Annotated in this window: 14 protein-coding genes; 9 read left to right on the plus strand and 5 right to left on the minus strand. The window is 74.2% G+C overall.

Translation table 11 applies throughout. The features are described 5' to 3' along the window. Positions 1–68: 68 nt before the first annotated feature. Together ABZ793_RS05510 and ABZ793_RS05515 are read left to right on the plus strand one after the other, a co-directional pair. Positions 69–1,100 (plus strand): iron ABC transporter permease, encoded by a 1,032-nt coding sequence (locus ABZ793_RS05510; protein WP_357453148.1) that lies wholly within the window; start codon positions 69–71, stop codon positions 1,098–1,100. Next, positions 1,097–1,975 carry an ABC transporter ATP-binding protein gene (locus ABZ793_RS05515; RefSeq protein ID WP_357452359.1) on the plus strand — a complete coding sequence of 293 codons (879 nt, stop codon included), beginning with the start codon at positions 1,097–1,099 and terminating at the stop codon, positions 1,973–1,975. Before ABZ793_RS05510 ends, ABZ793_RS05515 begins: the two co-directional genes overlap by 4 nt. Positions 1,976–2,089: 114 nt before the next feature. On the opposite strand, the gene ABZ793_RS05520 is transcribed toward ABZ793_RS05515, so the two are convergent. Further along, positions 2,090–2,851 carry a VOC family protein gene (locus ABZ793_RS05520; protein ID WP_357452362.1) on the minus strand — a complete coding sequence of 254 codons (762 nt, stop codon included), beginning with the start codon at positions 2,849–2,851 and terminating at the stop codon, positions 2,090–2,092. A 93-nt stretch (positions 2,852–2,944) separates the two neighbouring features. After that, the gene (locus ABZ793_RS05525; RefSeq protein WP_357452365.1) at positions 2,945–3,082 is read right to left on the minus strand and encodes a hypothetical protein; all 138 of its coding nucleotides are present in this window, start codon (positions 3,080–3,082) and stop codon (positions 2,945–2,947) included. Positions 3,083–3,192: 110 nt separating this feature from the next. Between ABZ793_RS05525 and ABZ793_RS05530 the strand changes: the two genes are divergently transcribed. Together ABZ793_RS05530 and ABZ793_RS05535 are read left to right on the plus strand one after the other, a co-directional pair. Next, positions 3,193–3,675: a sigma-70 family RNA polymerase sigma factor gene (locus ABZ793_RS05530; RefSeq protein WP_357452368.1), complete on the plus strand. Its 483-nt coding sequence runs from the start codon at positions 3,193–3,195 to the stop codon at positions 3,673–3,675. Continuing rightward, positions 3,668–4,393 (plus strand): hypothetical protein, encoded by a 726-nt coding sequence (locus tag ABZ793_RS05535; protein WP_357452371.1) that lies wholly within the window; start codon positions 3,668–3,670, stop codon positions 4,391–4,393. The genes ABZ793_RS05530 and ABZ793_RS05535 overlap by 8 nt, the downstream gene beginning before the upstream one ends. Before the next feature lie 135 nt (positions 4,394–4,528). On the opposite strand, the gene ABZ793_RS05540 is transcribed toward ABZ793_RS05535, so the two are convergent. Beyond that, entirely contained in the window at positions 4,529–6,769 is a 2,241-nt protein-coding gene (locus tag ABZ793_RS05540) for an AAA family ATPase (RefSeq protein ID WP_357452374.1), read from the minus strand. 278 nt (positions 6,770–7,047) lie between these two features. Here ABZ793_RS05540 and ABZ793_RS05545 point away from each other — a divergent pair, with 278 nt between their 5' ends. From ABZ793_RS05545 to ABZ793_RS05555, 3 genes are read left to right on the plus strand one after another with little or no spacing between them, the layout of a single operon-like run. Then, on the plus strand, positions 7,048–7,629 hold the full coding sequence (locus tag ABZ793_RS05545; RefSeq protein WP_357452376.1) for a metalloregulator ArsR/SmtB family transcription factor: 582 nt from the start codon (positions 7,048–7,050) through the stop codon (positions 7,627–7,629). 43 nt (positions 7,630–7,672) lie between these two features. After that, the gene (locus ABZ793_RS05550) at positions 7,673–8,992 is read left to right on the plus strand and encodes an MFS transporter (RefSeq protein WP_357452378.1); all 1,320 of its coding nucleotides are present in this window, start codon (positions 7,673–7,675) and stop codon (positions 8,990–8,992) included. Between the two features lie 33 nt (positions 8,993–9,025). After that, positions 9,026–9,877: a menaquinone biosynthesis protein gene (locus ABZ793_RS05555; protein ID WP_350701906.1), complete on the plus strand. Its 852-nt coding sequence runs from the start codon at positions 9,026–9,028 to the stop codon at positions 9,875–9,877. Between the two features lie 38 nt (positions 9,878–9,915). Here the strand turns inward: ABZ793_RS05555 and ABZ793_RS05560 are convergent, their stop codons facing one another. Further along, entirely contained in the window at positions 9,916–10,869 is a 954-nt protein-coding gene (locus ABZ793_RS05560) for a hypothetical protein (protein ID WP_357452382.1), read from the minus strand. Next, positions 10,869–11,825 carry a hypothetical protein gene (locus ABZ793_RS05565; RefSeq protein WP_357452385.1) on the minus strand — a complete coding sequence of 319 codons (957 nt, stop codon included), beginning with the start codon at positions 11,823–11,825 and terminating at the stop codon, positions 10,869–10,871. Before ABZ793_RS05565 ends, ABZ793_RS05560 begins: the two co-directional genes overlap by 1 nt. A gap of 360 nt (positions 11,826–12,185) precedes the next feature. On the opposite strand from ABZ793_RS05565, the gene paaA reads away from it, so the two are divergent. Then, positions 12,186–13,253: a 1,2-phenylacetyl-CoA epoxidase subunit PaaA gene (gene paaA, locus ABZ793_RS05570; RefSeq protein WP_357452388.1), complete on the plus strand. Its 1,068-nt coding sequence runs from the start codon at positions 12,186–12,188 to the stop codon at positions 13,251–13,253. Then, positions 13,250–13,570, plus strand: a complete 321-nt coding sequence (gene paaB / locus ABZ793_RS05575; protein ID WP_357452391.1) for a 1,2-phenylacetyl-CoA epoxidase subunit PaaB — start codon at positions 13,250–13,252, stop codon at positions 13,568–13,570. Before paaA ends, paaB begins: the two co-directional genes overlap by 4 nt. The last annotated feature ends 46 nt before the right edge of the window (positions 13,571–13,616 follow it).

The raw sequence follows: 13,616 nt of genomic DNA on the forward strand, positions 1-13,616 counted from the left end.
CGCGGTCTCTCCACTCGCCCCCCCCCCCGGGGGGGGCCGGGACGCTCCCCGCGTCCCGGCCCGCCGGGCTGCGGCCGCGCTGGCTCGTCGCCGGCGTCGCCGCCGTGCTGGTCGCCCTGGTCGCCGGGGTGTCGCTCGGCCCGGTCAGCCTGCCGCCGGGCAGCGTCGCGGCCGAGCTGCTCAACCTCGTCCCCGGGGTACGCATCGACAGCGGGCTGACCGAGCGGGAGATCGCCATCGTCACCGAGCTGCGGCTGCCCCGGGTGGTGCTCGGCCTGCTGGTCGGCGGGCTGCTCGCCCTGGCCGGCGGCTGCTACCAGGGCGTGTTCCGCAACCCGCTGGCCGACCCGTACCTGCTCGGGGTGGCGGCCGGGGCCGGGCTGGCGGTCACCGCCGTGATCACCCTCGGGGTGGGGGCGGGCGGCGCGCTCACCGGGCTGCCGCTCACCATCCCGCTGGCCGCCTTCGTCGGCGCGCTCGGCGCGGTGGCGATGACCTACCTGCTCGGGGCGTCCGGCGGGCGCGCCCGCTCCACGGCGACGCTGATCCTGGCCGGGGTGGCCGTCTCCGCGTTCCTCTCCGCCGGGCAGACCTACCTGCTGCAACGCAACTCCGACAGCATCCAGCAGGTCTACTCCTGGCTGCTCGGGCGGCTCGCCACCGCCGGCTGGCACGACGTCCGGCTGGTGCTGCCGTACTTCCTCCTCACCGCCCTGGTGGTGCTGCTGCACCGGCGGGAGCTGGACGTGCTCTCCGTCGGCGACGACGAGGCGACCGGCCTCGGGCTGCACCCGCAGCGGTCCCGCTACCTGCTGATCGCCGCCGCCTCGCTCGGCACCGCCGCCGCGGTCTCCGCCTCCGGGCTGATCGGCTTCGTCGGGATCATCGTGCCGCACACCGTACGGCTGCTGGCCGGGTCGAGCTACCGGGTGATCCTGCCGCTCTCGCTGCTCTTCGGCGGCGCCTTCCTGGCGCTGACGGACGTGGTCGCGCGTACCGTCGCCGCCCCGGCGGAGGTGCCGATCGGCGTGGTCACCGCGCTGCTCGGCGGCCCGTTCTTCGTCCTGGTCCTGCGCACCTCCCGGCGGGTGCTCGGATGAGCGCGCGACGTGCGCCGGCGCCGCGGCCGGCGGACGGCGGGGCGCGCGTGTCCGCCCCGCAGCCGGCGGACGGCGGCGACCGGACGACCGTCCCCGCCGTCCCCGCCGTCGAGGTCCGCGACCTGCACGTCCGCCTCGACGGCACGCCGATCCTCGGTGGCGTCGACCTGACCGTCGCCCCGGGCGAGTGGGTCACCGTGATCGGCCCGAACGGCGCCGGGAAGTCGACCCTGCTGCGCGCCGTCGGCGGCCTGCTGCCCGCGCCGGGCGCCATCTCCCTCTTCGGTACGCCGAGCGAGGCGCTGCGCCGCCGCGACCGGGCCCGGGTGGTGGCGACCGTGGCGCAGTCCCCGGTCGTGCCGGCCGGCATGTCGGTGCTCGACTACGTGCTGCTGGGCCGCACCCCGTACATCCCGCCGCTCGGCCGGGAGTCGGCCGCCGACCTGGCCGCCGCGTACGACGTGCTCGACGGGCTGGACCTGACCGGGTTCCAGGACCGGGAGCTGGCCACCCTCTCCGGCGGCGAGCGGCAGCGGGTCTTCCTGGCCCGGGCGCTGGCCCAGGGCGCGACCCTGCTGCTGCTGGACGAGCCGACCAGCGCCCTGGACATCGGCCACCAGCAGGAGGTGCTGGAGCTGGTCGACCGGCTCCGCCGCGAGCACGGCCTGACCGTGCTCGCCACCATGCACGACCTCTCGATAGCCGGCGAGTACGCCGACCGCATGGTGCTCCTCGCCGACGGCAGGGTGGTCGCCGCCGGCACTCCGCGCGAGGTGCTGACCGAGCAACTCCTCGCCACCTGGTACCGCGCCACCGTCCGCGTCATCGACGGCGACCACGGCCCCCTGGTAGTCCCCGTCCGCCCCCTCCCCTGACCCCCTGTCCCCTCCCCGCTCCTTCCCGGGCCCCCTGCCGTTGATCATGAAGTTGTTGTCGCGTCGCCCGGCTTGTCGCCGCACCTTCATGATCAACGTGGAGGGGTGGGTGGGTTAGGGGCGGGTGAGGATGTTGAAGAGGGCGCCGTGGGGGTCGCGGAGGGCGGCGAAGCGGCCCGCCGGGGCGTCCTGGGGCGGGACCAGGATCGTGCCGCCCAGTTCGGCGGCGCGGGCGGCGGCCGCGTCGGCGTCGGCCACCGCGAAGTACACCGACCAGTACGCGGGCGTGTCCGCCGGGAACCCGTCGCCCAGCGGCGGCACCATGCCGGCCACGATCCGGGTGCCGAGCCGCCAGCCGGTGTAGGTGACCGGCCCTGCCGGCTGGTCGTCCGGGTGCCAGCCGAAGACCAGCTCGTAGAAGACCTTGGCGCCGTCCGGGTCGGGGGTGACCAGTTCGGTCCAGGTCAGCGCGCCCGGGGTGTCGAACACCTCGGCCCCGGGCATCGCCATCGGCTGCCAGACGCTGAAGGCGGCCCCGGCCGGGTCGGTGAAGACCGCCATCCGCCCCCGGTCGAACACCTCGAACGGCGGCACCACCACCTGCCCGCCGGCCCGCTCGACCCGGCCGGCCACGAGGTCCGCGTCGTCCGTCGCCAGGTACGTCGACCAGATCGGCACCTGGTCGGGGATGGCCGGCGGTCCCGCGCCCGCCACCGCCCGTCCGCCGAGCAGGAAGACGGTGTAGCCGCCCGCCTCGGGCTCCGGGTCTATCCGGCCCGTCCACCCGAACAGCTCCGGGTAGAACCTTCGCGCGTCGGCGAGACCGGGGGTGGCGAGGTCGGCCCAGCAGGGCGTGCCCGGCGGGACGGTGCTCACGTCGACCCCTCTCGGCGGGGGGCGACCACGACGGTGCCCCTGCCGGCATCGTGGCACCGACCTGCCGCGCGACGGGGCGGATCGGACGAAACGTCAGCTGAACCGTCGACCCTCGTCGCGCCGGCACGCCCGCGCGGCCAGCGCCGTCAGCAGCACCACCCGGACCACGAGCATGCCCATCGACAGCGGGTTCGGCGGACAACGGGGCGTCGCCGCCGCTGGCCCGGTCACCTGTGAACCGATCCACCCCCGGTGGGTCGCCGATGGCTGAAACCGTCGCTGGCCGTCGTGCGCCTGTACGGTGTCGCCCGCTTTCGACGGCGGGCGGGAGCGGAGTAGGCATGACAGGCCGGACAGCGCTCGCGGACGTCGCGGACGACGTCTTCGGGACGACGTACGAGCGGCACTTCCGCGGGATGGTGGCGTTCGCGTACCTCACCACGGGTAGCGCCGCCGCGGCGGAGGACATAGTGCAGGAGGCGTTCATCGACCTGTACCGCCGCCGCGCCCAGGTGCGGGAACCGGAGCGCTGGCTGCGGCGGGCGGTGGCCAGCCGCTGCACCTCCTGGGTACGACGGCGCATCCTCGAACGGCGGCACGCCTTCGCCGACCCGACGCGCCCGGTCACGGTGCCGCACGAGTCCGCGTCGGTACGGGCGGCGCTGCGCCGGATCCGGCCCCGGCAGCGCGCCGCGTTGTTCCTCCGCTACTACCTCGACCTGCCGGAGCGGGAGATCGCCGAGACGCTCGGCTGCCCCGCCGGCACCGTCAAGACCCTCCTGCACCGTGGACTCGCCGCCCTCAGGGAGCACCTCGATGACTGACCCGACGCAGCAGGTCCGTGACGCTTTCGACCGGTTGCTCGCCGACGAGCGGCTGCCGGTCACCCCGCTGGGCGAGATCGTCCAGCGGGCCGAGGGCCCCGCCCGACGCGGCTGGCCGGGCATCCTGGCCACCGCGCTGGCCACCGCGTTCGTGCTGGTCGTCGGGGTCGGGTTGTGGCAGGTCGGGCCGCGACTGCTCGGCAACGCCGGACCGGGCCGGCCGCTGACCGCGATGGCGGAGCCGGAACGCGCCGATGTGCTGACCCAGTGCCGGGTGGACGGTCCGGGCGACCGACTGGTCAACGCCGTCGAGTGGCCCGACGGACGCCGAGCCGCCATCGTCGTCAACGGCACCGGAATCGCCCACTGCCTGGCCCGTCCCGGGGGCGACCTCAGGATTTCGAGCGGCAGCCGGCTGGACCCGGGGCAGGACCCGCTGTACTGCCCGCCGCGCACCTGCGCTGTTGCCGGCGGCGTAACCGTGCTCACCCTGAGCGATCTCCCCCTGGGTCACGCGAGCGTGATGGAGGGGCTTGCGCCCGAGGGCGCGACGCGCGTGCGGGTGCGGACCGACCGCGGGTACAGCGTCGAGGCGCCGGTGGTCAACGGGACGTACATCGTCCGGGCCGACAGTTGGACCACCAGCGAGGTCGAGTTCACGGAGATCACCGTGCTCGGCGCCGACGGCGCGGTGCTGATGCGGGTGCCGGTTCGCTGACGCGCCCGTCGTGGCCCGTCGTGACGAGCACGGAGCCAGCAGCGAATCACCGAGATCCGGGGCGGGCGTGCCCCGCCGGCACACCGCCCCGGACGACCGCCGCGCTCACCGGCAACCGCGCCGCCCGGCGGCCGGTCAGGCGAGCGGCGCGGGCAACGGCGCGGCGTGCAGCACGGCGAGGCGGGAGACGGCCCGGGTGAGCACCACGTAGAGCCGGTGCAGGCCGCGCGGCTCGGCCGCCACGATCGCCGCCGGCTCGACGACGATGACATGGTCGTACTCCAGGCCCTTGACCAGCGTCGCCGGCACCACCGTGACGCGCGCCGCGGCGGCCGGGTCGTCGACGGTCGCGGCCTCGACCCCGGCGGCGGCGAGGGCGGCCCGCAGCCCGTCGACCGCGTCGTCGGCGGCGATCACCGCGACCGAGCCGTCGAACGCCAGCGCCGCGCGCACCTCGGCCACCGTCGCGGCGGTCAGGTCGGTGACGGTACGCACGTCGAGCGCGCCGTCGCGGCGCAGCGACTCCGCCGGCGGCACGTCGACGGCGAGCGCCGGCAGCAGCCGGTTGGCGAACGCGACCACGGCGGCGGGCACCCGGAAGCCGACCGTCAGCGGGACCACCACCGCGTCCGGCTTGCCCAGGTGGCGCAGGGACTCCCGCCAGTCGGCGGCGGCCCACGGCGCGGTGCCCTGGGCCAGGTCGCCGAGGAGCGTGATCGACCCGTGCTCGCTGCGTCGGGCGATCACCCGGCACTGCATGGGCGACAGGTCCTGCGCCTCGTCGACCACCACGTGGCCGAAGCCGGCCGGCCGCTCGACCAGCCCGGCGGCCTCGTCGATCAGCACCGCGTCCGCCGCCGTCCACTTCGTGGCCTTCGGGGTGCGCCCGAGCTTCGTCCCGGCTGCCGCGGCGCGGCGCGCCGGACGCGGGGCATCCGCCGCGCCGCCTGCCGCCACCAGATCGGGCGTCCCGCGCAGCAGCGCCTGCTCGTCGGCAGTCAGCAACCCGTCGGCGCTGGCGGCCAGCAGCTCGGCGTCGGTGAGCAGCCGGTGGACCAGCCCTTCCGGGGTCAGCGCCGGCCAGACCGCGTCGAGGAAGGCGGCGACCGGCGCGCACCTGCCCATGCGGCGCAGCCAGGCGTCGCTCGGCGACTCGGCGCGCCGCGCCTCGGCCTGCCGCTGGAGCAGAGCCACCACCCGGGCCCGGACGCGTTCCCGCCCGGTGGCGTACGGCAACCGCTCCCGGCGGGTCTCCTCGACCAGCCGGTGCAGCGGGTCCAGCCCGATCCGCCACCGGTAGGAGCCGTCCGAGACCATGATCGGCTCGGTCGGCTCGCCGATGTGCGCGTCGATCGCCCGGCGCAGCACCTCGGCCATCCGCACGTCGTGCTTGACGGCCGCCACCGCCGGGTCGTCGACCGCCCGCACCGGCACCCGGGCGACCAGGTCCTCCACCGTGGCCTGCTCGACCTCGACCTCGCCGAGCGCCGGCAGCACCGCCGCGATGTACGACAGGAAGGCCCGGTTCGGCCCGACGATCAGCACACCCGCGCGGCGCAGCCGCTCCCGGTGCAGGTAGAGCAGGTAGGCGGCCCGGTGCAGGCCGACCGCCGTCTTTCCGGTGCCCGGCGCGCCCTGCACGCAGATCGAGTCGGCCAGGTCGGCCCGGACCAGCTCGTCCTGCTCCGGCTGGATGGTGGCGACGATGTCGCGCATCGGCCCGACGCGGGGCCGCTCGATCTCGGCGGTCAGGATCCGGCTGGCCGTGCCGAGTTCCTCGCCCCGGTCGAGGTGCTCGTCCTCGAAGCTGGTGAGCGTCCCGCTGCTGAACCCGAAGCGGCGTCGTACCGCCACGCCCTGCGGGTCGCGGGCGCTGGCCCGGTAGAACGACCGGGAGACGGGTGCCCGCCAGTCCAGCACCAGCGGCTCGCCCCGCTCGTCGGTGACGTGCCGCCGCCCCACGTGGTAGCGCCGGCCGGCGTGGTCGGGGTGCCCGGGGCCCGCCCCGTCGTCGCTGCCACCGGGCGTGCCGTCGGGGGACGAACTGTCGGTGGCCGTGCTGGCGGGCCGGCCGTCGGCTGGTGCGGCGTCGGTGACCGGGCCGGCGGCGGGTGCGGCGCCGGTGGCCGGGCCGAAGTCGAGGCGGCCGAAGAAGAGGGGCGTGGTCGGGTCGTCGGCGAGTTCGGCGACCCGGCGGGCCAGGGTGCGCCCGAGCGTCTCGGCGGCGTAGGCGTCGCCGGCCACCTGGTCGCCGGTGGCGAAGAGGGCCTCGGCGCGTTCCCGCATCCGGGCCAGGGCGGCCCGGGAGGTGGCGAGGTGCTCGCGCTCGGCGGCGAGGTCGGTGTCGAGGTCGAGGTCGAGGTCGACTGCGGTCACGCTGAATCCCATCGAGGTCATCTGCTGATCGCTCGCGTGTCCGGCGGGCGGATGGCCGGCCCCCGGCGCGGGACGTCCGATGCGGTGCTCACCTCACCCTGGCCGTCAAGCGACCTGCCAGCCTACGCGCACACCGGCTCCCGCTCCACCGAATTTCACCGCCCTCCGCGCCCGGCGCCCACGCGCTGGCGTGCTGACCGGTCGTCGCCGCCGGCTCCGGCGCACCCTCCTGTCGTTGCCGGTGGTGGCCGACCACCGGCGGCCGGGATCATGGGGGGATGACCGAGCCGCCTGCCGAGCGACCCCGGGTGACCATCAGCGATCCGCAGGTGATGCGGGCGCTGGCCCACCCGGCCCGACTCGCGATCACGGAACACCTCAGCTCGATCGAGGCCGGCGCGACCGCCACGGAGTGCGCGGAGATCGTCGGCCTGTCGCCGAGCGCCACCAGCTACCACCTGCGGGAGCTGGCGAAGGCGGGCCTGGTGGAGCAGGCACCGAACCGCGGCGACGCGCGGGAGCGAGTCTGGCGGGTGGTCAGCCCGAGCTGGACCGTCGACGCCGGGCGCGGGACGGCGCCGGAGGCCCGGGCGGCCGAGCGTGCGCTGGTGGAGGCGTGGCTGGCCCGCGACCTGGAGCGCAGCCGCGACTGGTTGCGGCGCGCGCCCGACGAGCCGGCCGAGTGGTACGAGGCGAGCCGGCTCGCCGACTCGCAACTGCTGCTCACCGCGGCGGAGCTGAGCGAGCTGAACGAGGCGGTGGACCGCCTGTTCGAGCCGTACCGCAAACGGTCGCGGGTGGACCCGCCGGCCGGGGCGCGCACCGTCTCGGTGCACTACAAGGCGTTGCCGGTCGACTGAAAGGGGATTGCACCCGCCAGATGTGAAGGATTATTTTCGAAGTATGTCCTTCACATCTGGTCCGTCGCGCTGGCCGGACGTCTGGCTCGCCACCACCGCCCGGGGCGTGGCCACCTGCGGTGACTTCCTCGCCGCCAGCACGCTCACGTTGGCGCTGCAGTCGGCCGGGGCGGGCGGGCTCGCCGTGTCCGGCCTGCTGCTCGCCGCGACCCTGCCGCTGGTGGCGTTCGCGCCGTTGACCGGTCGCCTCGCGGACCGGGTGGACAGCCGAATCCTGCTGGTGACCGCGGGGCTGGCCCAGGCCGGCATCTGCCTCACGCTCGCGTACGCCGGGCACCCGCTTCTGGTCATCGCGCTGGTGGCGCTGCTCGCCACCGGCCTCGCCGTCACCCAGCCGGTGCTCTCGGCGCTGGTGCCGGCGATGGTGCGGGCCGAGGACCTGCCCCGGGCCAGCGCGCTCAACCAGTCGGCCGGCACCCTGGGCTCGCTCGCCGGTCCGGCGCTGGCCGGGCTGCTGGTGGGCGAGTTCGGCACGCGCCTGCCGCTGCTCGTGGGCGCCGGCAGCTATCTGGCGCTGGTGGCGGCCGGACTGCTGATCCGTACCCGCAGAGGAAGCCGTGGGCCGACGGCGGCCGGCGACGCGGCGGTGCCCCCGGCCTGGCGGCTGCGACACGATCCGCTGCTGGTGGCGATGGTCGCCAGCGTCGCCGGGGTGTTCGGCGCCGTCGGGGCGATCAACGTGATCGAGGTGTTCTTCATCCGGGAGACGCTGGGCAGCTCGACCACGATGTACGGGCTGGTGACCGGCGCCTGGACGCTCGGCGTCCTGGCCGGCGCGTGGCTCTTCGCGCGGGTGGTCCGGCGGCTCGACCGCGACGCCAGGCTGGTCCGGGCCAGCCTGGCGCTGCTCGGCGCGTGCTGCGCGATGGTGCTGGCCTCGGCGGCCGTGCCGACGGCCCTGCTGCTGGTGCCGATCTGGTTGACCGGCGGCATCTTCAACGGCGGCAGCAACGTCTTCAACAACGTGCTGCTGGCCCGCCGGGTGCCGGAGGCGGCGCGGGGCCGCGCCTTCGCCTCCTTCGGCGCGGCGGTCCAGGGCGCCGCGATGGTCGGCTTCCTGGCCGGCGGCCTCCTGCTGGAGGCGGCCGATCCCCGGCCGCTGGTCGCGGGTTGCGGGCTGGCCGGCCTGCTGGCGGTCGCCGTCGTCTCGGTTCCCCTCCGCCGCGCGGCCCGTGCGGCCCCCGCGCGGACGCCTGCCGGTGCACCGGTCGCGGGCGCCGCCCCGACAGGAACCGGTTCGGGCGCCCCCGCCTCCGACGCCGCGGTGGATGCGGGGTTGGCCACTCCGACGCCGACCCGCTGAGCCCCGGGCGAATGGCGGGGATACGGTCGGGGCATGGCTGAGCACGTCGCGCGCCCCCGGGTCGGGCACATCCAGTTCCTGAACTGCCTGCCGATCTACTGGGGGCTGATGCGCTCCGGCGCCCTGATCGACGTCGACCTGCACAAGGACTCGCCGGACCGGCTGAGCGCGGCGCTGGTCGCCGGTGACCTGGACATCGGCCCGATCTCGCACGTGGAGTACCTGCGCCACGCCGACGAACTGCTGCTCCTGCCCGACCTGGCGGTCGGCAGCGACGGCCCGGTGCTGTCGGTCAACATCGTCTCCACCCGCCCGCTGGCCGAGCTCGACCACGGAAAGGTGGCGCTGGGCTCGACCTCGCGGACCGGGGTCCTCCTGGCCCAGCTCCTGCTCGGCGAGCGGTACGGGGTGAACCCTGAGTACTTCCGCTGCCCGCCGGACCTGACCCAGATGCTGCTGGAGGCCGACGCCGGGGTGCTGATCGGCGACGTGGCGCTGCGCGCGCTCTACGAGGCGCCGAAGCGCGGGCTGGAGGTCACCGACCTCGGGCAGGCGTGGCGGGAGTGGACCGGCCTGCCCATGGTCTTCGCCGTCTGGGCCGTACGCCGGGACTTCGCCGCCGCCCACCCGGGGCTGGTCAAGGAGGTGCACGACGCGTTCCTGCGCTCCCGGGACCTGTGCCTCTCGGAGCTGGACCAGGTCGCCGAGGCCGGCGCGCGCTGGGAGCCGTTCGACGCGGAGACCCTGGCGACGTACTTCCGGGCGCTGGACTTCTCGCTCGGCGACCGCCAGGTGGCCGGCCTGCGCGAGTTCGCGCGCCGCGCCGCCGCCCTCGGCGCCGCCCCGTCCCTCCCCGACACCGGCCCCGACTTCTTCACGGGCTGACCCCGCCCGCCCGCGACCGCCACGATCGGCGGCGAGGGTCAGACGGGGTCGCGGAGGAGGGCTTCCGTGATCTTCTGGCAGTTCTTCATGCCGTACTCGTAGCCCTTGCCGATCGGGTAGCGGACCATCACGCCCATCGTCCAGGTGTCGCCGATGGCCAGGCAGTTGATGTGCATCTCCTGCTCCCTGGTCCGGTCGATCCAACCGTTCTTGATGGCGATGGTCTTGCGCTCCGCGGCCGGGAACGCCTTGCGGATGCCGAAGTCGCCCGCCCCCCGGACCAGTCGCATCTCCTTGATCAGCCACGTCGTCCACTTCGGCCCGGCGGCCCGGCCGTCGGCGATGCAGGCCCCCATCCGGGCGGTGTCGCGGGGGGAGAGCGCCGTGCGGCTCCAGCCGCCGTCGGGGGCGACCTTGCTGTCGGTCAGCTCGCACAGCGAGATCAGCCGCTTGATCGAGGCGGACCGGCCGACGGTGTTGTAGAACTGCTCGGCCCGGGTGTTGTCGCTGTCCCGGATGATCCTCGTGGCGTCGGCGAGCTTGGCGTCGCTCGGCGTCTGGCCGGCATCGGCGGCGCGGCGCAGGTAGTCGGCCACGATCCAGGCCTTGATCAGCGAGGCGGTGGTGCTGGTCTCGTCCATGTTGTCCGAACCGATGATCTCGCCGGTCCGGCGGTCGAGGACGCTCCAGGAGTACCAGCCCTCGATGTCCATGTCGAGGTCCCTCGCCTCGAACGGCAGCGGCTCCGGCGTCGCGCTGGGCGACGGCGACGGCGATGGCGACTGCCGCGAGCTGCGGTCGCCCGGCGCGCTCGCACCGCGGTCGGCCGGCACGGCGGGCTCGCCCCACCGGGCGGCGGCGGTGGACTCGAACGGCGAGCCCGGCAGCAGCCGCAGGGACACGAGCACCAGGCCGACCAGGACCACCGCGACGGCGATCAGCTTGGCGGGGGAAGCGTCGCCGCGCCGGTCGTCCCGGCGCTGCCCGGCCATCAGAGCTTCCCGACCGGCTGCTGCGGCACCTTGAGGGCGGCGCCCGGCTGCGGGGTCACCAGCTGGCTGGCGACCGAGGCGCAGGTCTGCGCGCCGTAGTCCAGCCCGCTCTTCTGCGGGTAGCGCAGCATCACCGCGAGGCTCCACTTGTCGGTGACCGCGAGGCAGTTCACGTGCCAGTTGCCGTCGTAGTTCAGCGGGGTCCAGCCGTTCTTGATGCTGACCGGGCCCTGGCTGAGGATCGACTGGGGGAGCCCGTCGATGATGCCCCAACGGCCGCCGCCCGACCGGGCCTTCTGGTCCTTGGCGGCGGTGGTGCCCTTGACCTTGCTCATCTCGTCCAGCAGGTAGTTGGTCCACGTCGGGCCGGCGGCCGTGCCGTCGCCGATGCAGTCGCCGAGCCGGACGGCGTCGCGGGGGGACATCCGGGTGAAGCTCCACCAGCCCACGTAGCCCGGCACGTTGCCCGGCTTGGTGTCGGTCAGCTCGCAGGTGCTGGTCATCCGATTGATCGTCTCGGCGCGGCCCACCGCGTTGTAGAGGGCGTTGGCGGCGTCGTCGTCGCTGTTGCGGATGGCGGCGGAGATCTGCTTCTTCCGCTCGGCCGGCACGGGCTTGTCGCCGAGTCGGCGGAGGTAGTCGGCCGCGAACCATGCCTTGATCATCGACTCGGTCGAGCTGGTCGAGGCCATGTTCTTGGCGCCGGAGATCTCGCCGGTCTCCCGGTCCATCAGGGCCCACGAGAAGAACTCGCCCTTGAAGTTCACCGACACCGGGCCGGCGGCCAGGGTCGGCGGCGGGGGCGGGGTGGGCGCCGGCGCCGCCACGCTTCCGCCGCCGCTTCCGCCGCTCGCGGCGTCGTCGCCGGCGAGTCGGGCGTACGCGGCGGGCACGAGCAGGCCGCCACCGAGGAGGACCGCCACGACGGCGAGCACCAGGGTCACGCGGGATCGCATGAGTGGGTGAGCTCCAGATGTCAGGGCCGGGGGGACCGGCTTGTTGTCCGGACGGATCGGCGGCTCGCCGAGGCCGGGGGATGCGGCCTCCGTGTTCGTGGGGCGATAGTCGGCAGCCGATGGTGTGACCGGGGGAAGTCTACGTGCGGATCGGCCGCACGCCAGAACATGACACCTGGCAACTTGCCATGAAGGCGGGATATCGGGCCGCTATGCGGCTATTGGGGGAATTCGTTTTCGCCGCGTGATCCAAGTCATAGTTTGCCGCCCGCTGGGAGTCGCTGTCGCGTCCCGAACTGTCCTCGGAAACCTGTTACACACCTCTGGTGCGGCGAGTTGCAAGCTGTAACACTTGACCCCATGTATGGCAACGACTTCTCCGCCGAGGACGCACCCGGCGGTGGCCTGCTCGGCGAGGTCGAGGCGGCGGAAGCGGCGCTGCGGGAGGCCGCCGAGCGGGGACGGCGCGCCGGTGCCCCCGGCCCCGACGAGGACCTCGCCGCGTACTTCGCCGCGGTCATCGACGCCGACCAGAAGATCGAGCCGCGCGACTGGATGCCCGAGGCGTACCGCAGGACGCTGATCCGGCAGATCGCCCAGCACGCGCACTCCGAGATCATCGGCATGCAGCCGGAGGGGAACTGGATCAGCCGAGCCCCCTCGCTCAAGCGCAAAGCGATCCTGCTGGCCAAGGTCCAGGACGAGGCCGGCCACGGCCTCTACCTCTACGCCGCCGCGGAGACCCTCGGGATCAGCCGGGACGAGCTGGTCGAGCTGCTCCTCAGCGGCCGGCAGAAGTACAGCTCGATCTTCAACTACCCGACGCTGACCTGGGCGGACGTCGGCGCTATCGGCTGGCTGGTGGACGGCGCCGCGATCGTCAACCAGGTGCCGCTCTGCCGCTGCTCGTACGGTCCGTACGCCCGCGCGATGATCCGGGTCTGCAAGGAGGAGTCGTTCCACCAGCGGCAGGGCTACGAGATCCTGCACACCCTGGCGCACGGCACGCCCGCGCAGAAGGCGATGGCGCAGGACGCCGTCGACCGCTGGTGGTACCCGTCGCTGGCGATGTTCGGCCCGCCGGACACCGACTCCACCCACTCGGCGCAGTCCATGGCCTGGAAGATCAAGCGGTTCTCCAACGACGAGCTGCGCCAGCGCTTCGTGGACATGTGCGTACAGCAGGCCGAGATCCTCGGTCTGACCATCCCCGACCCGGGTTTGCGCTGGAACGAGTCCCGGCAGTCGTACGACTTCACCCAGCCGGACTACGACGAGCTGATGCGGGTGATCAAGGGAGACGGGCCGTGCAACCGGCAGCGGGCGGAGCACCGCCGCCGCGCCCACACCGACGGAGCCTGGGTGCGTGAGGCCGCCGCGGCGTACGCCGCCAAGCGGGCGGAGAAGAAGGAGAGGGTGGCGGCGTGAGCGAGCGTAGCGAGCGAACGGATCAGCGCGGTGCGAGCGATCCGTCGCCGTTGTGGGAGGTCTTCGTGCGGGCGCGGCGCGGGTTGTCGCACACCCACGTCGGCAGCCTGCACGCCCCAGACGCCGAGTTGGCCCTGCGCAACGCGCGGGACCTCTACACCCGCCGCCAGGAGGGCGTCTCCATCTGGGTGGTGCCGGCGGGCGCGATCACCGCGTCCAGCCCCGACGAGAAGGACGCCTTCTTCGACCCGGCGGCCGACAAGGTCTACCGCCACCCCACCTTCTACGAGGTGCCGGACGGGGTGGCCCACCTGTGAGCGAGCGCAGCGAGCGAACCATTCGGCTCAGCACCGGGGCGCGTCG

This window comes from Micromonospora sp. NPDC047465, from assembly GCF_040643125.1.
Taxonomy (GTDB): domain Bacteria; phylum Actinomycetota; class Actinomycetes; order Mycobacteriales; family Micromonosporaceae; genus Micromonospora.

Excerpts from the sequence above, each read along its gene's own strand:
- ABZ793_RS05515 (WP_357452359.1), top strand. The coding sequence starts at position 1,097 with ATGAGCGCGCGACGTGCGCCGGCGCCGCGGCCGGCGGACGGCGGGGCG.
- ABZ793_RS05530 (WP_357452368.1), top strand. The coding sequence starts at position 3,193 with ATGACAGGCCGGACAGCGCTCGCGGACGTCGCGGACGACGTCTTCGGG.
- ABZ793_RS05535 (WP_357452371.1), top strand. The coding sequence starts at position 3,668 with ATGACTGACCCGACGCAGCAGGTCCGTGACGCTTTCGACCGGTTGCTC.
- ABZ793_RS05545 (WP_357452376.1), top strand. The coding sequence starts at position 7,048 with ATGACCGAGCCGCCTGCCGAGCGACCCCGGGTGACCATCAGCGATCCG.
- ABZ793_RS05550 (WP_357452378.1), top strand. The coding sequence starts at position 7,673 with ATGTCCTTCACATCTGGTCCGTCGCGCTGGCCGGACGTCTGGCTCGCC.
- ABZ793_RS05555 (WP_350701906.1), top strand. The coding sequence starts at position 9,026 with ATGGCTGAGCACGTCGCGCGCCCCCGGGTCGGGCACATCCAGTTCCTG.
- ABZ793_RS05560 (WP_357452382.1), bottom strand. The coding sequence starts at position 10,869 with ATGGCCGGGCAGCGCCGGGACGACCGGCGCGGCGACGCTTCCCCCGCC.
- ABZ793_RS05565 (WP_357452385.1), bottom strand. The coding sequence starts at position 11,825 with ATGCGATCCCGCGTGACCCTGGTGCTCGCCGTCGTGGCGGTCCTCCTC.
- paaA (WP_357452388.1), top strand. The coding sequence starts at position 12,186 with ATGTATGGCAACGACTTCTCCGCCGAGGACGCACCCGGCGGTGGCCTG.